Here is a 20,460-nt window from a genome sequence, read left to right as displayed (position 1 = left end):
CTACTGTATCGGCACAACCCGCGCGAACTTGAGGACTTTCTTGTGGCCGAATTCAGCCCTTCAAGGCAGGCACTCATCGATCACCTCAAAGCCAATGCGGTCCTCACGAACGGGCCTTTCACGCTTCGCTCCGGAGTGGTCTCGTCGTGGTACATCGATGCGCGTCGAACGACATTCTCGGGAGAGGGTTCCCTGCTCGCGGGAACCGCAGTTGCCGAACTGCTCCCTGCCGAGGCGACCGCAGTTGGCGGAATGACGATGGGCGCTGACCCCATCGCCGTGGCGACCGCGATCGCTGCTTCGATGACAGGGCGACAGGTATCGGCGTTCTCCATTCGGAAGGAGATCAAGGATCACGGAACCGGAGGGCGCGTCGTCGGCCCAATCGCCGAACGGGATCGTGTCGTTGTCCTCGAGGACACCACGACGACCGGTTCTGCGCTGATCGAGGCGATCGGTGTCCTGCGCGCAGAGGGAGTGGCGGTGATCGGTGCGATTGCCTTGGTGGACCGGTCGGATGGAGCCGCAGCGGCAGCTCTGGAACGCCTCGACATCCCCTATCTGGCACTTGCCACTCGGGCCGATCTCGGGGTGGAAGCCTGACATGCACGCCTTCCGATCTCCCTTTCGCCTCTTCGTCATCGGAGTCGTCGGGCTTGTCCTTGTGCTCGCAGCGATCGACATCATGTATGTTCACGAGTTCTCGACGCCTCCCGATGGTGCCCCCGACGCCTTGACAACCCGCGGTCTCGCCCAACAGCGGGCCGACATCTTCTGGGGCGCCGCCCTGATGGGGCTCGGTGCGGTGCTCGTTGGCTCGTCCCTCGTCGACCTGTTCAGGCGCAGACCGGTCGTCGATGTGCGCGACGACGGGCTCTACGCCCGTGTTGGAGCCGACAACCCGGATGTGTTGATCCCATGGGAGGCGATCGCCGATGTGTCGAGCGGTGTGGACACCGACCAGTTCGACGGCTCCGCGCGCCACAAGCTGATCGTCACCGTGCATGACGCCGGGTCCGTCCCAGAAGCGGTGGCCGGGGCAGCATGGCACGGGAACGAACTCCACATCGATGCCAGCGATTGGAGTCGCTCGGTCACCGACATCGCCCTTGCTGCGCAAGGAGCAAGGGCGAACGCCTTGCGTCCACCTCCGTCCGCGGTGCCCTCATCTGGTGGGGCACCGTCGCTGATGTGGGAAACGCGGGTGGATCACACCTCGGAGCGCATCATCGATGCCGATGTGACACCGACTATCGGCGGTGAGAAGGGCACAGGGGGCGACGCGTGAGAATCGGGGCTCATGTGTCGGCCAGAGCACCGCTCGCCGAGGCGGCCGAGCGCGATGCTGAAGCCGTCCAGATCTTCCTGTCCAATCCCCAATCGTGGAAGCCGCCGGTTCCCCGCGCTGACGCCGACGAACTGCGGGTATCGGACATCGATGTGTATGTGCATGCGCCGTACCTGATGAACCTTGCATCACCGAACAACCGGGTGCGGATCCCGTCGCGCAAGACACTTGCGAGCACGGTCTTGGCCGCCGAGGCGATCGGTGCGCTCGGCGTGGTCGTGCACGGCGGAAGCGTCGGACCCGACGAAAGCGTCGAGGTCGGATTCGAACGATGGCGCAAGGCGCTCGAATCGTTCGAGGTGAAGGTGCCGATCCTCGTGGAGAACACGGCCGGTCGTGGCAACTCGGTGATGCAGAACCTTGAGAACTACGGACCGCTTTGGGACGCGATCGGCGACCTGAATGTCGGGGTATGTCTCGACACATGCCACACCTGGGCTGCCGGGCAGGACATGGAGCGCGCGGTGACGATGATCTCGGACATGACCGGTGGCGTGGCCCTCGTACACGCGAACGACTCTCGGGATGAGGCGGGCTCGAACCGTGATCGCCACGCCAACTTGGGCCACGGCTTGATCCCCGAAGGGCTCATCGTCAGCCTCATCGCACAGGCAAACACGACGACCATCGTCGAGACCCCGGATGACAACGGGGGCCAGGCGGCCGATATCGCATGGCTGCGTGAGCGGTTGGCCTAGTGCCCTGACCGGCAACATCTGCCGCGTTGACGGCGGCCAGATGACATCGCTGGCGGCGTCCTTGTCCTCGACCCATCCCCTGATGCGCCTTCGTCCTGCGTCCTTGCCAGCCACGCCCCCGGCTCGCCCTCAACATCGCGAACGAAGCCGGACAGGGCACTCGCCGGGTTGACCCCTGAAGGATCCGCTGTCGCTCAGGATGCGAGCTGGGTGACGCCACGCCGTTCCATGTCGCCCCACACGCGGGTCGACCGGCCACCGATCATCGCCCGAATCCTCCACCACACGGTCATCTGGCGCAGCCCGAGGTTCTCGATGAAGACCAACCCGACGAGTTGCAGTGTCTCCATCGGGTCGTTGAAGTACCCGTACCGCTCGTCGAGGACGAGGGCGAGCAAGGAGGTGAAGGCGCCGAAGAACAGCGCCATGAGGGCAAGCATCACGACCGTCTGTGGAGTGACCCATCCGAGGGCGAGGGCGAGCGGAATCATCAGATAGCCGGTGAACTCGACGATCGGGGCGAGGAACTCGAAGATGACGATGAACGGCCACATCAGCATGCCGACGGTGCCGTGGCGTGGGTTGAAGAGGCTCGTACGGAAGTCCCACACGGCCGTCATCAGGCCCCGATGCCAGCGGATTCTCTGGCGCCGAAGGATCGCCTTGGTTGGGGGCACCTCGGTCCACAGGACCGCGTTCGGCGCATACCGGATCCGGTACGGGACTCCGTGGTCGTGGCAGTATCGGTGGATGCGCATCGTCAGATCGAGATCCTCCCCGAAGTGGCCGGATGTGTAGCCCCCGAGTCCCGTGACGATCTCTCGGCGGAAGATCCCGAACGCCCCCGACACATTCGGAAGGGCGTTGATCGCGGCCCATGCCGGCTTGGTCGCGATGAACGAGCGGACATACTCGAGCACCTGGTAGCGGGCGATCAGCGACTTCGGGACCCCGGGATCGACGATGTGGCCGTGACGAACCGTGCCGCCGTTCAGGGGTCGGATGTTCCCTCCCACAGCGACGACCCGCTCGCGGTCCTCGGCGATGAGGCGCATCGAGTGAATGAGGGCATCCTCGTCGACGATCACATCGGCATCGGTTGCCATCACATAGGGGAACTGGGCGGCGTTGATCGCAGCGTTGAGCGCATCGGCCCTTCCCCCGTTCTCCTTGTCGACCACGGTAAGAACGACACCGGTGGCGTGGCGCGACTTGTAGATGCCGCGGATCGGTGCCGTTTCGATGTTCACACGGAGCGGATATGGCATCTGTTCGAGGTCGAATGCCTCAACCAGGAGATCGAGCGTGTCGTCGCTGCTTCCGTCGTTTGCGACGACGATTTCATATCGGGGATACGAGATCATGGTGAGCGACCGCACGGATTCAACGATTCCTGCTGCCTCGTTGTACGCAGGGATCACGATCGATACCGGTGGCGCAAGGTCCGAGTCGAGCATGTCCTGGTCCCGTCCGAAGCGTTCAACGATTCGCTCACGCCGGAGAAACACTGCCGAGCCCGCTGCGAGGACAAGCATGATGACCTGGAGCGCAACATAGAACACGAGGAAGAACAGGGACACGAAGGTGAGGAAGCCGATCATCAGAGGACGGACTCCAACCCTGTCAAACCCATCACCAACGGTTGGGCGTCGATCGGTAGGTTGCCGACATGCGCGAGCAGGTCGACATCGACCCGTGTCGGCTTTCCCGTTCGGGACCGCCTCGCCGCTTCAACGACCGCACCTTGCAGCGTCAGCTGGTACAACGCCGCGTCTGCGGCAAACGGATCATTGCCAGAGAGTGCTTTGACGAGAACCTCGGTTCCGCCGGGGAGCCGGCCGATGGCCTCGGCAGCGTTCTGACGAACCCACCACATCTCGTCGTTGAGAAGCGGTCGGAGTTGATCGGTGGCGCTGGCCACCGCGAGATGCCCGAGGGATGCAGCGGCTCGGGCTCGAACGGGCCAGTGGCGGTCGCTCAGTGCGCTGATCAGGGCGGTCGCGGCGCTATTGCCCCCGACGAAGCCGAGCGCCGAAGCGGCAGCGACACGCCACTGCGGCTGGTCCGACGCGAGGATCGACACGAGGAGGTCCTCCGCCGCGGGATCGGATACCTGTCCGAGGACCCGCACCGCGAGGGCAACCGTCTTGATGGGTGGTTGGGGGTCGTCGATGCTGCGCTCGATCCATGCGCGTGCGGGCGGGCCTACCACCGGTCCGTATCCGACGAGCGCGTCGGCGAGCCTCGCGGCGTGCCACGGCGATGCCTCGACCGCTCGGTCGAGAATGGGAGCGACGGACGGGATGTCGCGAAGACGGCTCAACCCCTTTGCCGCGTGGATCGCGATGTGATGACTCGGATCACCGAGCAGCCCCCTGAGATCATCCACATACGATTCGGTCGCGAGGTCGACGAAGGTGGCAACGGAGGCGAGTCTCGCGCTCGGCCGAAATGGTTTCCCGATGCGGTCGACGAGCACATCGAGCACTCCGAGGTATTCGACCAGATCGTCGATGAAACCTCGCTCGGAGCCGACGAGGGACAGGCGGTATTCGGCGAGGGCGCGATGGAACAGCGGATCGCGAGCCCATCCGGGCGCGGGACGCTCGGGCAACAGTTTGCGGCTGACCATCTCGCCGATCGCCGCGATGTAGTGCGCCATGCGGGCGCCTTGCCACCGCAGGTACATGCGATGGATCAGCTTCATGACCACGAGCAGAACGGTCGCAGCCAGCGCGGCGAGAACCGAGATGATGAGCCAGAGCACCAGTGGATCGTCCATGTAGGTGAGATATCGGAGCGACCGCGGGTCCGGTTGACCCATTCCCGCCCGATCGACGGTTCTGGAGACGGACCAGTCGCTCGTCAGCCGGAAGTCGCGAGGACGCGGCCCACCCTTGCGTTGAGCTCGGACGGGCTGAACGGCTTCCGGATGTAGTCCGCCGCACCTTCTTCGAGGGAATCGACGACAGCGTGATGGTCATCCACCCCCGACAGGAGTATCACCGGGAGATCGATCTGCTCCGAACGCCAGGTGTGGAGAACATCGATTCCCTTCATGCCGGGCATCAGCTGGTCCAAGATGGCGAGATCGAATCCTTGCGAGCGCCCGAGCTCAAGCGCCGCTGGCCCGTCGACGGCCTCCGTCACCTCATGACCGGCGGCTTGCAAGTGCCGCTTGACGAGAAGCCGAATCGTCGCGGCATCGTCTGCGATGAGGATGTGTGCCACGCGTCAATCGTAGCGATCAGATGCTTCCTTGCTGTGCCCGATGGAAGACAACGGCTTGCCGCGTGCCCTTGCGATACTGGAGGGGATGCATGTTCCCGCAAGGGTCCTCTACGGAGGTCGGTCAGGCACCCCGTTCGCCCTCATTGCGTCGACGGCTGCGGTCGCCGTCCTGTTCTCTGCGACACCGTTCCTGCTTGCTCCCATCGCTGAGCGCTATGGAGTGTCCGAGGGACTCACCAACTCGATCGCCGTGGCACAGGTCGGGGCGTTCGCGTTGGCGAACTTCGTCCTCCCGCGGTTGTTTCGACCCAACGGTCGAATCCTGCGATACGCGGCGATCGGCCTCGTCGCCACGAACATCCTGAGCATGGCGCCCAACCGGTACGAGGTGCTGGTCGGCCTCCGGATCCTCGCTGGCATCTGCGCAGGAACGATGACTTGGCTTGCGTGGGCAAGCGCCATGAAACGAATCCGATCGATGTCGTCGATCGCGGCGACGGGGCCGGTTGCCGCGTTGGTCGTGTCGCCCGTGCTCGCCGTTGTGGCAGAACACGGCGACCGGGCGGTCTATGGCCTTCTTGCTGTCGTGACGATCCCGGCTGCCGTGTTCCTCGCTCCGATCTCGGGGAGGCGGAGAAGCCGTGGCCATGTGTCTCGCTCCCGGTCGAATCGGATCCTTCTGGTGGTCCTGTTCGCATTGACCTTTTTCGGGTCGAGTCTGTATCTGAACATGATGATCGTCAGCCGCGACATCCACGACATGGCACCGCTCGCGGCCTCGATCGGGTTCAGCCTCAACGCCTTCGGTGGGTTGGTCGGCGCCTGGATGTCGACCCGCCACTCCAAACCCGGTTGGTTCATCGCCTCGATCGGGGTCGCCGCGGCGGTGACGGTCTTCGGCGGTCCATTCCTGTTCTTCGTCGGGATGTTCTGGTGGGGGTTTGCACACTGGATGGGGGTACCAGGTGTCCTCCAGATGCTCGTCGATCGGTCCCTCGAACCAGCGGAGCGTGCGGGTGACGGCCAGGGGGTCATGGCCCTCGGTCGCTCGTTCGGCCCCGCCATGGGCGGCGCTTTCGTCGACGCGGGAGCCCTCGGTGCGCTCGCGGTCGTGTCGGCGTCGGGTCTCACCGCCACCGGTTTGACGGTGGTCGCTGTCAAGGCGGGACGACGCCGACTGCCGGCAACCGACACCGAGTCCCTCGACCAGGGCGATGGATGGGCCGGAGCGTGACTGTACCAAGCCCACACCGTCCGTCGTGCCCTTTCAGTCGACCACAACGGTCTTCAGGTTGAGGAACTCATGCATACCGAGGGATGACAGTTCGCGCCCGTAGCCGGAGTCCTTGATGCCACCGAACGGGAGCCGTGGATCCGAGGCGACGAAGGCGTTCACGAAGCAGGAGCCGGCTTCGAGCTCGTCCCTTGCGATCTGCTCACCCCGTTCGACATCGCGCGTGAACACGGCGGCACCCAGGCCGAATACCGAGTCGTTCGCCATGCGGATTGCTTCGGCGTCGCTGGCCACCGTCGTCACCGCGGCGACCGGCCCGAAGGTCTCCTCGCGAAACACGGGCATGTGCGGCTGGACGCCAGCGAGCACCGTTGGCGGATAGAACGCCCCCTTGCCCGGCTCGATCCTTCCACCGGAGGTGACGGTCGCGCCGAGTTCGGTCGAGCGACGAACGAGGTCGTGGAGCTCGTCGCGCAGGTCGACACGAGCCATCGGGCCGATTTCGGTTGCGTCATCGAGCGGATCGCCGACGACCCGACGCGCCATGGATACCGCGAGCTTGTGCGTGAATTCCTCAGCAATGGCGGTGTGGACGATGAAGCGTTTCGCGGCGATGCACGACTGGCCGCCGTTGATCAGCCGCGACGCTGCGCAGGTCTCCGCGGCACGATCGACATCGGCATCGGCGAGAACGAGGTACGGATCGGACCCGCCGAGTTCGAGCACGGTCTTTTTGAGGCGCGCCCCCGCCCTCGACGCGACGGCGCGGCCAGCGGCATCCGAGCCCGTGACGGTCACGCCTCGAATCAGCGGATGGTCGATCATCTCCCCAACCCCCGACGAGGGGACGATCACGGTGCGGAACAGGCCGTCCGGAAACCCCGCAGCCACCACCATCTCGTCGATGGCGATGGCGCACCCCGACACATTCGATGCGTGCTTGAGGATCCCGGCGTTGCCTGCCATCAGCGCAGGGGCGGCGAAGCGGATCGCCTGCCACAGCGGGAAGTTCCATGGCATCACGGCAAGCACCACACCGATCGGCCGGTACGAGATATAGCTCTTGGCCCGGTGTGTTTCGATGGGTGTGTCTTCGAGGAAGCCAGCTGCTGAGTCGGCGTAGTACCGGCAGGCAAGCGCGCACTTGTCGACCTCGCCGCGTCCTTCCCGCACCGGTTTCCCCATCTCGACGGCCATGAGTTCTGCGAGCTCCTGCCGTCGCGACTCGAGAACCTCTGCGAGTCGATGCATGTGGTTGGACCGAACCACGAGATCGGTGCGCATCCAGTCCCGTTGGCGTTCTGCAGCGGTTTCGATATGGGCAACGATGTCAGCCGGGGTGGTGCGGTCGTAGGCCGCTACGACCGTGCCGTCGAGGGGATTGACGGAGATCATCTCCACATCGTACCGCAGTAACTCGTCGGGCCCCTTTGGTGAGGCAGGGCTCAGGGGTGCCGGGCGGTTACCCGTACGAGATGGACTCGCTGCCCGTCGGCTGCACAGGCCGGTTGTTCGGGCCGTACCGGTCGGCGAACTCGGTGAGCGCTTCGACCCCGACCGGGAGTCGTTCCGTGAGCACCACCCACCTGACATTGTCGGTGAACGGTGGCGTGGTCAACGATCCCACATAGGAAAACTGGGGCGCCCGGAACGGAACGAGATCCGACAGCCGAATGGGTTCGATCTGCGGCCCGCTGGTGAGAACCATGTCGATCGGATGGGATCCCGGGGCGGGGTCAAACATCACGCCGACGACGGCGATCTCTTCGCTCACGGCCTGATGGACGAAGTGAGCTTCGAGATCCGCCCCAACACCGTCGATCGTGTGCTCACTTGGTGTGTGGCAGTGGATCTCGGACAGGGAATACTGGGTTCCGTCGATTCCGATCACACCCCCCGGCTCCGCCACGGCGGTCACGGTCCAACCGGCGTCTTCGGTTGTGAGATGGCTCAGGTGGTGATAGGAGACCGACAGGCGCCTCGCACCGTCTGCCGCCGGGGTTGTGAGATTGGTCGTGAGATCGATCGGTGACTGCATGGAGCCGATCGTACCGAAACCGGATCCGCAGGCCACCGCCGCGCGCCTCCGCCGACGGTCGGTGCACGGGTGTCGAGGTGCTGGGCTCCGGTGTGGGGCTTCAGCCGCCGAGGAATGTCACGAGATCGGCCTGCGCCGGATCGTTGCCCGCAATGAACGCCTCGACATTGTCATGGGCGACGCTGTCGTGGTATTGCACCGAAGGAGACTTCATGAAGTACGACGACGGCGCAAGGAGTGGTCCGCCGAGACCGCGATCCAAACCGATCTTGGCGCAGCGGACTGCATCGATGATGACGCCTGCGCTGTTCGGCGAGTCCCAGACCTCGAGCTTCATCTCCACATTGAGCGGCACATCGCCGAAGCTCGTACCTTCGAGGCGGATGTATGCCCACTTGCGGTCCGTCAACCACGGCACATGGTCGGAGGGGCCGATGTGGACATTGTCGGAGTTGATCTTCTCTTCGATCTGACTGGTGACAGACTGGGTCTTGGAGATCTTCTTGGACTGGAGACGCTCCCGTTCAAGCATGTTCATGAAGTCCATGTTGCCGCCGAAGTTCAGCTGGTAGGTGTTGTCGATTCGCACGCCACGGTCTTCGAAGAGGCGTGCGAGCTGGCGGTGCACGATCGTTGCCCCGACCTGCGACTTGATGTCGTCACCGATGATCGGCAGTCCGGCGTCGACAAACCTGCGGGCCCACGCAGGATCCGAGGCGATGAAGACGGGAATGGCGTTGACGAAGGCGCAACCTGCATCGATGGCTGCCTGGGCGTAGAACTTCGTTGCCTCCTCCGAGCCGACAGGGAGGTATGACACGAGTACCTCGGCGCGGGCCTCCCTGAGTGCCGCAACCACATCGACGGGCTCTGCCGGAGACTCCTCGACCTGTCCGGTGTAGTACTGGCCGAGGCCGTCGTAGGTCGGGCCGCGCAACACTTCGACGCCCAGATCAGGAACGGTTGCGAACTCGATGGTGTTGTTCTGGCCGCCCCACATGGCCTTCGCGATGTCCTGGCCGACCTTGGAGGCGTCGACATCGAACGCCGCGACGAACTCGACATCGCCGATGTGGTAGTCACCGAGCCGGACATGCATGAGGCCGGGGATCTTGAGGTCGGCATCGGCGTCCTTGTAGTACTCGACACCCTGGATGAGGGAGTTCGCGCAGTTCCCGAGCCCTGCGATGGCTACTCGAATCTTGGACATGGATGCCCTCCTGTGGGGATGTTCAGGTACTCAGGCCGACTCGGCGTTCGCTGGCGATCAGTCCGTCCAGCCAGGCCATGTCTGCTTCGATGGACCGCATCGCATGCTCCATGAGGGCAAGGCGATACCGGTCCTGGTTCTGTGATGTGGTGCGCGCTTCGACGACGATTTCTCTGGCGGCCTTGAGTTGGGACGCGACCTTGGCCCTTCGGTGTTCGAGCACGCGGCTGCGCTGCGACTGGGGGAGCTGTGAGAGGAAGGCGAGCCTGATCTGGAAGGCACGATCGGTCTCGGACGCGTCGGGATCCGCGGTGAGGAGGGAGTCGAAGAGGTCACGCCCGTCGGCGGTGATGGCATATGCCTTGCGCCGGCCGGTTCCTTCGGTCGCTTGGATCGCACCGCGTTTGTCGAGTCGACGCAGCGCCGGGTACAGCGAGCCGAACGAGACCGTCCAGAACCCGAGCTGGGCAAGGGAGCGCTTTATTTCGTACCCGTGTCGCGGGTGTTCGATGAGCAGGCCGAGAATGGCGAAGTCCAACACGATGCCGCCAGTATATCGAATCGATACACGATTGTATATCGTTTCGATATAGAACGCGAAAAACCCGCGTACCCAGGGTTCGCGTTCGACAAAAAGGTCGGTCTCAGCCCACAGAACGGCACACGGGTGCGTGTCAGTATTGGCCGCCGAGCTTCGTGTGATCCCACGAGGCGACCGTGTGGGGTTCGACGATCACGGCCGTGTTCTTGGTCGCGTGACCCCCGAAGGTCTCGCGTAGTTCGTCGTCGCTGAGCGACACCGGTTCTGATCCGACCATCGGGTATCGAGCCGAGAGCCTCCCGTACAAGGCGAGCACATAGTCGGGGTCGGTGACGAGGGACGCGGTGCCCCGGATCATGACGCCGCGGAGCTCGCTGTAGGCATCACCCTCTTCGACGAGAACCGACAGCCTCGGGTCTCGAGCAAGGTTGACGATCTTCTGCGACTTGGTGAACGACCGGAACACGATTCGGCCGTCGTCGACCGCATACCACATGGGTGCCAGGTGGGGTGCCCCGTCCTTGCCCAGCGTGGCGAGTTGCAGGATCTTGCGACCCTCGGAGAGAAACTGCTGGATCTCGGCGTCGGTCATGGTGATGTCTTTGCGTGCCATGGCAACAGCATACGGTGCGCCGCTGCAGGCGCATAGCCCGATGGTTACCATGGTGGTGTCCCCCGACCCGCAGCGGCGGGGAGAAAGGATCGATCGATGTCTGGGAACAACGAACGCAAGCCGATGTCGGCTCCGAGCGTGGCCGCGCGCAAGGGTGGCGCCAAGCTCAAGATGATCACGGCCTACGACGCGCCGACGGCACGGATCGCAGACCGTGCGGGTGCCGACATCATCCTCGTCGGGGACTCGGTGGCCAATGTCGTGCTCGGTCATAGCGATACCCTCGCGGTGTCCGTCGATGTGATGGTCCATCACACGGCCGCGGTCAGCAGGGCCGAGCCGCGTGCGCTCATCGTGGGCGATATGCCGTGGCTGTCGTATCACTCCACGCCGGAGGAAACTGTTGCCAATGCGGGACGGTTCATTCGTGAAGGGGGTGCTGGCGCGGTCAAACTTGAGGGTGGACGCAAACGGCTCCCGATGATCGGAGCGGTGCTCGATGCGGAGATCCCGGTGATGGGACACCTGGGACTGACGCCTCAGTCGGTTCACGCGATGGGTGGCTACCGAGTGCAGGGCAAGGAGGCTCAGGCGGCCTACGAGCTGATCTCGGATGCGAGGGCGCTTGAGGATGCCGGGGTGTTTTCGATCGTGCTCGAAGGCGTGCCCGATATCGTCGCACAGATCGTGACGGAGGAGCTGTCGATCCCGACGATCGGGATCGGCGCCGGGGTCCATTGCGACGGACAGGTGCTTGTGTTCCACGATGTCACCGGCCTCGGGGCCGGGGAGTACCTGCCCAAGTTCGTCCGTCAGTACGCCCATCTCGCCGACGACGCCGTCGCGGCGGTTACCGCGTTCTTCGACGATGTCGAAAGCGGCGCGTTCCCTTCGGACGCCGAGACCTACCACATGCCGGCCGCCTCCGAAGAGATCCTTCGGAACCTCTCGGCTCCCTCGGATCACTTCCTCGCCGACGAAGCCATGGAACGGTGAGATAACAGATGACAGATAACAGATGACAGATAACAGATAACAGATAACAGATAACAGATAACAGATGTCGGTTGTCTGGGTTCTGGTATCTGGTATCTGTTGTCTGGGTTCTGGTATCTGGTATCTGTTGTCTGGGTTCTGGTATCTGATATCGGAGGTGTGGCGGTAGCGTCTCGGGGATGAGGATCCTCACACGGTCGACACTGTGTTTCGTCCTCGTCGCGTGCTCCTCGTCGACACCGGTCATCCCGACGAGCACCACGCCGACCACTTCGACGACGGTGCCCGCAGCCACAACCACCACGCCGCCCGTCACAACCACCAAACCGGATGCGACACCACCACTGCTTGCGGGGCACGAGATACGAGATGTCCGAGTTGGCGACCGGGTTCTTCGCCTCGCGATTGCTGATACGCCGGGACTGCGGGCGACCGGGTTGATGGGTGTCACCGACCTCGGGAACCTTGACGGCATGCTCTTCTATTGGCGTCATACTCCCGACGACGGCTTCTGGATGAAGGACACGGTGATCCCCCTCGATATCGCCTGGTTCGACATGGACGGGTCATTCATCGGCCTCGCCTCGATGGTTCCGTGCGACAAGGACCCGTGCATCTCGTATTCGCCTGGTGACGGCATCGACTACCGATACGCGATCGAAGCCGATCCAGGAGACCTCGACTGGATCGACGAGGACACGATGATCCTCTACACCGACTGAGATCAGTTATCAGATATCAGATATCAGACAACAGGTACCAGATACCAGATATCAGAGTTCTGGGTTCTGGCTTCTGGCTTCTGGCTTCTGGCTTCTGGGTTCTGGCTTCTGTCATCTGAAATCTGATTCCCGGTACACTCCCACCACACAGTCGGCACCAAGCCCGTGCCGCGACGCCGCGGCGTCACGATCCTGCTCCGGCCACCTGCCGGGGCCTTCCGCACCGCCGGATGTCCACAGGAGGAATATCGAACATGCGCTCCTACGAGCTGATGGTGATCTACCGCTACGACATGGCGGAGCCCGATGTCAGGGCTGCGATCGAGGAACTGGAAACAGCGATCTCCGACCGTGGAGGCGTTGTCAGCGAAACCGACTTCTGGGGCAAGCGACGATTCGCCTACGAGATCGACCACATGACCGAGGGCTACTACGCCGTCGTGACCTTCGACTGCGATGTGGATCTCCAGACCACCCTCGAACGATCGCTCGGTCTCCTCGACAGCGTGGTCCGTCACAAGATGATCCGACTGGTCAAGTAGCGAAAGTGTCACAGGGCCCCGCCATGCTGTCACCAGCAGGGGCCAGAGAGAAGAGAGATGGAATGAGCAACAGTGTGACCCTGGTTGGCAACCTCGTCGAAGACCCCGAACTCCGTTTCACGGCGAGCGGCGTCGCAATGGCCAAGGTTCGACTCGCGGTCAATCGGCGATACCGCGACCGCAACCAGGATTGGCAGGAAGAGACGAGCTTCTTCGGCGGCACATGCTGGCGTGAAGTCGCAGAGAACATCTCAGAGTCACTTTCGAAGGGTGACCGAGTGTTCGTGACCGGCCGACTCGAGCAGCGATCGTGGGAAACGAACGATGGGGAGAAGCGCTCGGTCGTCGAGGTCAGGATCGAGGAGATCGGACCGTCGTTGCGCTGGGCCACCGCTCAGGTGACCAAGACACCGAGGAACGACGGGGGCGGCAGTTACGGCGGTGGGAACACCACGCCGCCTGCACCGACCGCAAGGGACGACTACGGCCCTGACGAGGCGCCGTTCTAGCGGTAACCACCAGATCAAGGAGCAATCATGGCAAGTCCAAAGAGCCAGAAGCGACGGCGCAGACGCCCCGAGTTGAGTCCGAAGCGGAAGCGGATCGTTCACAAGTTCGCCGATGGTGAGGTCGTTGACTACAAGGATGTCGTGCTGCTGCGCAAGTTCATGTCGGATCGGGGCAAGATCCGCCCGCGTCGTGTCACCGGGTTGAGTCCGAGGCGGCAACGGGAGGTTGCCCAGGCGATAAAGAACGCACGGGAGATGGCCCTGCTGCCCTACACGCAGACGAGGCAGTAGCGATGAAGGTCATTCTCACCAAGGCGGTCGAGACACTCGGCGACAAGGGTGATGTCGTCGATGTTGCCGACGGCTACGCCCGCAACTACCTCGTTCCGAAGAACCTCGCCGTCAAGGCGTCGGAAGGCGCACTCCGCCAAGCGGAAGAGATGCGGCTCGCGAGGATCGAGGCGCAAGAAAAGGCACTCGCGGCCGCGGAGGAACTCGGGGAGAGCCTCGCTGGCACGAGGGTCGTCGTCGCGGCCCGAGCGGGGGATTCCGGCAACCTGTTCGGTTCGATCGGCGCGGCCGATGTCCGCGAGGCAATCGTCAAGTTCACCGGGATCGACATCGACAAGGGCATCGTGGTGATCGACCGGCCGATCAAGGAGATCGGTCTCCACGAGATCATCTTGCGCCCGCACGCCGAGGTGGAGGTCTCGGTCACCCTTGATGTGATCCCGGCGTAGGTCGTGCGCCGCTGCCTCCGGCACCAAGGCGCGAAGAAGAAGCGTGAACGGGAAAACTATGCCGTTGGATCCATCCTTGGTGGTCGGCAGGTCTGCATACACTCGCTCCCGGAAGCGCCAGAGCCCTGATACCGCGGGCATCCGATGTCCAGGGCTCGATGTGTGAAATCTGTCACACAACGACGGGATGATGTGACGGTACGACGAGCCACCGAGGAGGACCGGTGACATCGGTCTTGGACGCACCAACCGCCACATCGGGACCGCGCGTTCCGCCCCACTCGATCGACGCCGAGGTGTCGGTGCTCGGAGCGGTCCTGTTGTCGTCGGAAGCCGCAAACATCGCTCTCGAGAAGCTCCACCCTGAGGACTTCTACAAGCCCGCGCACCAGCAGGTGTTCGAGGTGGTACGGGGGCTCTTCGACGCCAATCAGCCCATCGATGCCGTGACGGTCTCTGAGGGTCTGCGTAGGGACGGGACACTTGATCGGATCGGAGGGATCGCCTTCCTCACCGATGTCATCGATGCGGTGCCTGCAACCTCGAATGTCGACTACTACGCCGCCATTGTCGAGGAGCACGCGCTTCGTCGACGCCTCATGCGGGTCGGGGGCGATATCGGGGTGATCGCCGCCCGGATGGCTGAACCGATCGAAGAGGTGGTCGATCGTGCTGAGCAGGCGGTCTTCGCGGTGGCCGAGAGGCGGGTCGGCGACGGGCTCCAGTCCATCGACGAACTGCTCGGGCCCGCGATCGAAAAAGCGGAGGAGCTGCAGCGCAGCGGTGCCGAGGTCACCGGCATCTCAACCGGGTTCCGCGACCTTGACCGGAAACTAGCCGGACTTCACCCGACGAACCTCGTGGTCGTGGCTGCGAGACCCGGCATGGGTAAGACCTCCCTTGCCCTGAACATGGCTCAGAACATCGCGCTCGGTGGCAGGGTGGTCGCGATCTTCTCCCTCGAGATGAGCAGGGAAGAGGTCGTGACGAGGATGCTGTGCTCGAAGGGACGGATCGACTCGCAGCGGCTCCGGACCGGCAAGCTCAACGAGGCTGACTTCACGAAGCTGTCGAATGCCGCGGGCGCGTTGTACAAGCAGAACATCTTCGTCGACGACTCGCCCGGCCTGACGGTCACCGAGATCAGAGCAAAATGTCGGCGCCTCAGGCGCAAGCCCGGACTCGACCTCGTGGTTGTGGACTATCTCCAACTCATGAACGGGTCCGGACAGGAGAACCGTCAGCAGGAGATCGCGATGATCTCGCGATCGCTCAAGAGTCTCGCCCGCGAACTCGGTGTCCCGATCATTGCGCTGTCCCAGCTCAACCGGCAAGTCGAGAGCCGCGAGGATAAACGACCAAGGCTCGGGGACCTCCGCGAATCGGGTGCCGTCGAACAGGACGCCGATGTGGTGATGTTCATCTACCGGGACGAGTACTACAACCCCGACCGGATCGAGTCGAAGGGTGTCGCAGAGGTGGTCATCGCGAAGCACCGGCAGGGTGGGGTCGGCAGGGTGGACATGACCTTCCTCCCCGAGTTCACGCTCTTTGCCGACATGGGGCGCTCCGAGTCGCCGATGTAGCGGCCACTCGCACGGTCGATCTTGGTCCGGTCGATCTTGGTCGATTCCGGCGAGCTGTACCGTTTCGTGATGTCCGACTCGCGCCTGTCCCCGCTGATGGCAAGCCTGCTCCTTGCGGGCGTTGCTGTGGCGTGGGGGGCGATCCCGCTATTCGTGCGCAACGATGTCCCTTCCGTCGGCCTCGTCGGGGTCAGGATGACCCTCGGTGCGAGTGTCCTGATCATCGTTGCTGCATCGCTCGGCAACCTTCGGCTTCCTCCGATGCACCGAGGGCGCGTCGTCGCGTCGGGGCTCCTGCTCGCGTCGCATTGGATCGCGTTCTTCGCGTCGATCAAGCTGACGACGGTCGCGATCGCCCTGTCCGTCCTGTATCTCGGCCCGATCGCCGCGTCCACCCTCGCGGGCCCGGTCCTCGGCCAGGTCGTGCCGCGACGCTTGTGGTACGCCCTCGGGATCGCGGCGACCGGAACACTGATTGTCGTCCAGCCGTGGGACATGGGCGACACGGGAAAGGCTTCGATCGAGGGGCTCGCCGTCGCCGCGTTGGCAGCGGCCCTGTTTGCCGCCCTGATGCTCGTGGGGTACCCGGCTGCACGCGACCTGCGCGGTCTGACGATGTCGATGGGCGAACTTGTCGTCGGGTCGGTTGTGCTCGCCCCTGCCACGGTGAGCGCCATCGCCAACCATCCCGACGAACTGGTGAATTTCGTGGTGCTCGGAGCGGTCTTCACCGGGCTCACCGGGTACCTGTACTGGGAGGTGTACCGGCTCATTCCCGTGGCTTCGGTGAGTACCATCATGTATCTCGAACCGGCATCGGCGGTCATCTGGGCGATGCTGTTCCTCGGCGAATCCCCGACCACACTGACTTGGGTCGGGATCGTCCTCGTGATCGCCGGAGGTGCAATCGCCGCAACCATGGCAACGGTCGAGGACGCCAAGAAGGCGCCATCGACGCTGTGATGCAACGCTGATGGCGTCGGGGACGGTCGGTACCATCGGGGTATGGAGACGATGGAGCGAACCGCAACCCCGATCGAGCGCGACATCGTCGTTGTCGAAGGATCGGACGCACGGTCGTACCTGCAAACGCAGCTGACCCAAGATGTCGAAGCGCTCGACCTCGGCCAGTCGGCGTGGTCGTTCATCCTCGACCCGAAGAGCTCCATCGAGGCGCTGGTGCGGGTCACGAGGATCGGGCATGATCGGCTCACGCTCGACATCGAGCCAGGCCACGGCGATGCCGTCCGCAAGCGGCTCGATGGCATGTTGTTTCGCACCGATGTGCGGTTCTCCCAGACGCGATGGCCTGGGGTGGCGTGGCGCGGGCACCGTGTCGGGGACTACTCCGCTCGCGCTCCGATCGTGTCGCGCTGTACGATCGGAGGCATCGAAGGGGTCGACATCGTCGGGCCCGATGTCGAAGCCCCCGTGGGGGTCCCTGCGGTCGATCTCGAGGAGCTCCGCATCGAGACCGGGTGGCCGGCGATGGGCGCCGAGCTGGTTGAGGGGATCACTCCGGCGATGACGGGGCTGGTCGCTGCGACGGTGTCGTTCGACAAGGGGTGCTACACGGGCCAGGAACTCGTGGCAAGAGCGCACCGTCACGGCGCGGCACCGACGAGGCGTCTCGTCCACATCACGGCAGAACCCGGAACCGTCACTGCTGGCTCCGAATTGACGGTCGATGGCGACCCCGCCGGGTCGGTCACATCGATGCTTCCCAGCGGGAAGGGCCTCGGTTACCTCGCTCGGAGGTTCGAGGTGCCGACGCGAGCGATGTGTGGCGCCACGACCGTCGAGATCACAGCGATCGAATCGTAGACATCAGTTGACAGTTCACAGTTGACGATGAACGGTTCAACGGGTCCCGTTTGCTCGCCGAGGGGCTCCAGTCCCATCTCGATGTGTCGATCCAGACGGCGCGCTCACTGGTGACTGCGGACGAGGATGCGTCCGGGTGACTCTCTCTTCGACCTGTGCGACAATTGGAGGACCACCGAACCGAGAGAACAGGTGACCATGTCGGATCTCCACATTCACGACGATCTCACACGCGCACGCTCATCCCGGCTGAGACGGTCACTCCTTGTGCCTGCAATCGTCCTCGTGGTCGGCCTCATCGTCGTCGGATGCGACACATCGTCGAGTGACTCCACAACGACGACATCGGCAGCCGTATCGACGACAGATGCACCAACCACCAGCACGACCATCGCTTCTCCGACCACCACGACCACGAGTACGACGACCACCCTCGTGGTCACGAGTACGACGACCACGAGCACCACATCGACGACCACGACCGTCCCTTCCGATCCGCCACCTGCCAAGGTGACCGGCGTGACCGTGGGCATCGGCGGAGGAAGCGGGGAGGTCTATGTCATGTGGAACGCGTCCGGTGCCGGAGACCTCCACCACTACTCACTGTCGTACTCGGAGAACCCCGGCGGCTCGAAGAGCCACCTTGTGGATGTGGCGGCAGGCACAACCGAGTACATCGACTTCCCGCGGGAGCTCATCTCGGGAATCCACTGCTATGTGATCTCGGCAGTCGACACCGGCGGTCACGCAGGTCCCGGCTCCAACGAGGTCTGTCTGACCATCTAGCGGTCCCGCGGCGCTTTCGGGGGTCACGGGCAGCCGTAGGCTCACGACGATGGATCTCGGGATCACCACCTTCGCAGAGACCGCAATCGGACCTGACGGCAAGCCGGTCATCAGCTATGGCGATCGGCTCAGGCAGGTCGTCGAAGAAGCGGTCCTTGCCGACGAGGTCGGACTCGATGTCTACGGCGTTGGCGAGCACCACCGGCCGGACTTCGCTGCATCGGCACCCGCCGTGGTGCTCGCCGCTATCGCTGGACGGACCGAACGGATCAAGCTCAGCCCCGCGGTCACCGTGTTGTCCTCAGACGATCCCGTGCGCGTCTTCCAGCAGTTCGCCACCCTCGACATCGTCTCGTCAGGCCGGGCCGAACTGCTCGTCGGTCGCGGATCCTTCATCGAATCGTTCCCCCTCTTCGGCTACTCCCTCACCGACTACGAGGAACTGTTCGCCGAGAAACTTGACCTATTACTGGCTATTCGTGACCAGGAACGGGTTACTTGGTCGGGTCAATTCCGTTCGGCACTCGACGACCAGGGGATCTACCCGCGACCGGACCGCATCCTGCCCATCTGGGTCGGTGTCGGTGGGACACCCGAGTCGATCGCTCGCGCTGCCAAGCGGGGGCTTCCGGTCGCCCTCGCCATCATCGGGGGCTCACCCGATCGGTTCGCCGTCCTGAGCAGGCTCCATCGCCAGATCCTCGACGACGCCGGATATGCGCCCGAGGACGCGCCGCTTGCGGTCCACGCCCACGGTCACATCGCACCGACCATGGAACAGGCAGTAGAGGAGTTCTATCCATCCTATGCAGCCGCGATGACCCAGATCGGGCGCGAACGAGGCTGGGGCCCGATGACAAAGGCCCAGTTCGATCAGATGGCAACCCCGGAAGGATCACTCGTCATCGGCACGCCTTCCGATGTCGCAGCCAAGATCCTCCGGTGGCGGGACATCCTCAAGATCAATCGGTTCATGCTCCACATCAGTGTCGGCACGATGGACCACGACCATGTGATGCGGGCGATCCATGCACTGGGAACCGAGGTCCGTGATCTCGTCCGCTCTGGCTCGTGCCCCGACCGGTAATGTTTGCCGCGTTGGCGGCGGCCAGATGACATCGATGGCGGCGTCCTCGTCCTCGACGCCTCCTTTGATGCGCCTTCGTCCTGCGTCCTGGCCAGCCACGCCCCCGGCTCGTCGTCAACATCGCCAACGAAACCGGACAGGCACTAGCATCGACACCCGTGATCTTCTCGGACCGCAGCATCAAGGAATGCGTTGCGTCGGGTCGGATCCTGATCGATCCGTACGACGAATCCATGGTGCAGCCGTCCAGCATCGATGTGCGCTGCGACGCCAACTTCCGAGTCTTCGAGAATCATCGCTACTCGCTGATTGATCCCAAGACCCCACAGGAAGCCCTCACCAAACAGGTGACGGTGGCCGGCACCGATCCGTTCATCCTGCATCCCGGCGAGTTCGTGCTTGGCTCCACCCTCGAAGTCGTTGGCCTCGCAGACGACATCGTCGCCCGTCTCGAAGGGAAGTCGAGCCTCGGACGGCTGGGACTGCTCATCCATTCGACGGCGGGATTCATCGATCCGGGCTTCAAGGGTCAGGTCACGCTTGAGCTGTCAAATGTCGCCAACCTCCCGATCGCGATCTATCCGCGGATGAAGATCGGGCAGATCAGCTTCTACCAGATGACGACCAGTGCCGACCTCCCCTACGGTTCACCCGAGCTCGGCTCCAAGTACCAAGGCCAGTCGGGCCCGACTCCGTCGCACATGCACGAGGACTTCCGCACTTCCGAGTAGGCCGTTCCGGGTAGGCCGTTCCGA

The 20,460-nt window shown here is 63.6% G+C and carries 25 protein-coding genes; 16 read left to right on the top strand and 9 right to left on the bottom strand.

All coding sequences use genetic code 11. The features are described 5' to 3' along the window. The first annotated feature begins 42 nt into the window (after positions 1-42). From pyrE to R2823_02310, 3 genes are read left to right on the top strand one after another with little or no spacing between them, the layout of a single operon-like run. Positions 43-603, top strand: a complete 561-nt coding sequence (gene pyrE, locus R2823_02320) for an orotate phosphoribosyltransferase (protein ID MEZ5175026.1) — start codon at positions 43-45, stop codon at positions 601-603. Between the two features lies 1 nt (position 604). Beyond that, entirely contained in the window at positions 605-1,288 is a 684-nt protein-coding gene (locus R2823_02315) for a hypothetical protein (protein MEZ5175025.1), read from the top strand. Further along, positions 1,285-2,046: a deoxyribonuclease IV gene (locus R2823_02310; protein MEZ5175024.1), complete on the top strand. Its 762-nt coding sequence runs from the start codon at positions 1,285-1,287 to the stop codon at positions 2,044-2,046. Before R2823_02315 ends, R2823_02310 begins: the two co-directional genes overlap by 4 nt. A gap of 194 nt (positions 2,047-2,240) precedes the next feature. Here R2823_02310 and R2823_02305 read toward each other — a convergent pair whose 3' ends face one another. The 3 genes from R2823_02305 to R2823_02295 form a co-directional block, all read right to left on the bottom strand. After that, a complete protein-coding gene (locus R2823_02305; GenBank protein MEZ5175023.1) occupies positions 2,241-3,647 on the bottom strand; it encodes a glycosyltransferase in 1,407 nt (468 codons plus the stop codon). Further along, a complete protein-coding gene (locus tag R2823_02300) occupies positions 3,647-4,828 on the bottom strand; it encodes a HEAT repeat domain-containing protein (protein ID MEZ5175022.1) in 1,182 nt (393 codons plus the stop codon). Before R2823_02300 ends, R2823_02305 begins: the two co-directional genes overlap by 1 nt. A gap of 83 nt (positions 4,829-4,911) precedes the next feature. Beyond that, positions 4,912-5,277 (bottom strand): response regulator, encoded by a 366-nt coding sequence (locus R2823_02295; GenBank protein ID MEZ5175021.1) that lies wholly within the window; start codon positions 5,275-5,277, stop codon positions 4,912-4,914. Positions 5,278-5,317: 40 nt separating this feature from the next. Between R2823_02295 and R2823_02290 the strand changes: the two genes are divergently transcribed. After that, positions 5,318-6,511, top strand: a complete 1,194-nt coding sequence (locus tag R2823_02290) for an MFS transporter (protein MEZ5175020.1) — start codon at positions 5,318-5,320, stop codon at positions 6,509-6,511. Between the two features lie 33 nt (positions 6,512-6,544). Here R2823_02290 and R2823_02285 read toward each other — a convergent pair whose 3' ends face one another. The 5 genes from R2823_02285 to R2823_02265 all read right to left on the bottom strand — a co-directional run bounded on the left by R2823_02285 (position 6,545) and on the right by R2823_02265 (position 10,913). Continuing rightward, positions 6,545-7,906: an NAD-dependent succinate-semialdehyde dehydrogenase gene (locus tag R2823_02285; protein ID MEZ5175019.1), complete on the bottom strand. Its 1,362-nt coding sequence runs from the start codon at positions 7,904-7,906 to the stop codon at positions 6,545-6,547. Between the two features lie 67 nt (positions 7,907-7,973). After that, positions 7,974-8,549 (bottom strand): carbonic anhydrase family protein, encoded by a 576-nt coding sequence (locus R2823_02280; GenBank protein ID MEZ5175018.1) that lies wholly within the window; start codon positions 8,547-8,549, stop codon positions 7,974-7,976. Positions 8,550-8,649: 100 nt separating this feature from the next. Continuing rightward, a complete protein-coding gene (locus R2823_02275) occupies positions 8,650-9,759 on the bottom strand; it encodes an inositol-3-phosphate synthase (GenBank protein ID MEZ5175017.1) in 1,110 nt (369 codons plus the stop codon). Between the two features lie 22 nt (positions 9,760-9,781). After that, complete coding sequence (locus R2823_02270) at positions 9,782-10,300, bottom strand: PadR family transcriptional regulator (GenBank protein MEZ5175016.1); 519 nt, start codon at positions 10,298-10,300, stop codon at positions 9,782-9,784. A gap of 133 nt (positions 10,301-10,433) precedes the next feature. After that, positions 10,434-10,913 (bottom strand): PPOX class F420-dependent oxidoreductase, encoded by a 480-nt coding sequence (locus tag R2823_02265; protein MEZ5175015.1) that lies wholly within the window; start codon positions 10,911-10,913, stop codon positions 10,434-10,436. Between the two features lie 96 nt (positions 10,914-11,009). On the opposite strand from R2823_02265, the gene panB reads away from it, so the two are divergent. The 9 genes from panB to R2823_02220 all read left to right on the top strand — a co-directional run bounded on the left by panB (position 11,010) and on the right by R2823_02220 (position 17,832). Then, positions 11,010-11,909, top strand: coding sequence for a 3-methyl-2-oxobutanoate hydroxymethyltransferase (gene panB / locus R2823_02260; protein ID MEZ5175014.1), 900 nt, complete (start codon positions 11,010-11,012; stop codon positions 11,907-11,909). 179 nt (positions 11,910-12,088) lie between these two features. Then, positions 12,089-12,631 carry a DUF192 domain-containing protein gene (locus R2823_02255; GenBank protein MEZ5175013.1) on the top strand — a complete coding sequence of 181 codons (543 nt, stop codon included), beginning with the start codon at positions 12,089-12,091 and terminating at the stop codon, positions 12,629-12,631. 254 nt (positions 12,632-12,885) lie between these two features. Continuing rightward, positions 12,886-13,173, top strand: coding sequence for a 30S ribosomal protein S6 (gene rpsF / locus R2823_02250; protein ID MEZ5175012.1), 288 nt, complete (start codon positions 12,886-12,888; stop codon positions 13,171-13,173). A gap of 62 nt (positions 13,174-13,235) precedes the next feature. Beyond that, positions 13,236-13,682 carry a single-stranded DNA-binding protein gene (ssb, locus tag R2823_02245; protein ID MEZ5175011.1) on the top strand — a complete coding sequence of 149 codons (447 nt, stop codon included), beginning with the start codon at positions 13,236-13,238 and terminating at the stop codon, positions 13,680-13,682. Positions 13,683-13,709: 27 nt separating this feature from the next. After that, on the top strand, positions 13,710-13,973 hold the full coding sequence (rpsR, locus tag R2823_02240) for a 30S ribosomal protein S18 (protein MEZ5175010.1): 264 nt from the start codon (positions 13,710-13,712) through the stop codon (positions 13,971-13,973). 2 nt (positions 13,974-13,975) lie between these two features. Beyond that, entirely contained in the window at positions 13,976-14,422 is a 447-nt protein-coding gene (gene rplI / locus R2823_02235; protein MEZ5175009.1) for a 50S ribosomal protein L9, read from the top strand. 224 nt (positions 14,423-14,646) lie between these two features. Continuing rightward, on the top strand, positions 14,647-16,008 hold the full coding sequence (gene dnaB, locus R2823_02230; GenBank protein ID MEZ5175008.1) for a replicative DNA helicase: 1,362 nt from the start codon (positions 14,647-14,649) through the stop codon (positions 16,006-16,008). Between the two features lie 69 nt (positions 16,009-16,077). After that, positions 16,078-16,971 carry a DMT family transporter gene (locus tag R2823_02225; GenBank protein MEZ5175007.1) on the top strand — a complete coding sequence of 298 codons (894 nt, stop codon included), beginning with the start codon at positions 16,078-16,080 and terminating at the stop codon, positions 16,969-16,971. A gap of 42 nt (positions 16,972-17,013) precedes the next feature. Next, the gene (locus R2823_02220; protein ID MEZ5175006.1) at positions 17,014-17,832 is read left to right on the top strand and encodes a hypothetical protein; all 819 of its coding nucleotides are present in this window, start codon (positions 17,014-17,016) and stop codon (positions 17,830-17,832) included. A gap of 215 nt (positions 17,833-18,047) precedes the next feature. On the opposite strand, the gene R2823_02215 is transcribed toward R2823_02220, so the two are convergent. Continuing rightward, the gene (locus R2823_02215; protein MEZ5175005.1) at positions 18,048-18,365 is read right to left on the bottom strand and encodes a hypothetical protein; all 318 of its coding nucleotides are present in this window, start codon (positions 18,363-18,365) and stop codon (positions 18,048-18,050) included. Here R2823_02215 and R2823_02210 point away from each other — a divergent pair. From R2823_02210 to dcd, 3 genes are all read left to right on the top strand, one after another. Next, positions 18,352-18,618 (top strand): hypothetical protein, encoded by a 267-nt coding sequence (locus tag R2823_02210; protein MEZ5175004.1) that lies wholly within the window; start codon positions 18,352-18,354, stop codon positions 18,616-18,618. The two genes, R2823_02215 and R2823_02210, sit on opposite strands and share 14 nt — an antisense overlap. Positions 18,619-18,667: 49 nt before the next feature. Then, entirely contained in the window at positions 18,668-19,705 is a 1,038-nt protein-coding gene (locus R2823_02205; protein MEZ5175003.1) for an LLM class flavin-dependent oxidoreductase, read from the top strand. Positions 19,706-19,863: 158 nt separating this feature from the next. Beyond that, positions 19,864-20,436: a dCTP deaminase gene (gene dcd, locus R2823_02200; protein MEZ5175002.1), complete on the top strand. Its 573-nt coding sequence runs from the start codon at positions 19,864-19,866 to the stop codon at positions 20,434-20,436. The last annotated feature ends 24 nt before the right edge of the window (positions 20,437-20,460 follow it).

The organism is Acidimicrobiia bacterium, from assembly GCA_041393965.1.
Lineage (GTDB): Bacteria > Actinomycetota > Acidimicrobiia > Spongiisociales > UBA5794 > UBA5794.
This window is presented reverse-complemented; position numbering and strand designations above follow the sequence as displayed.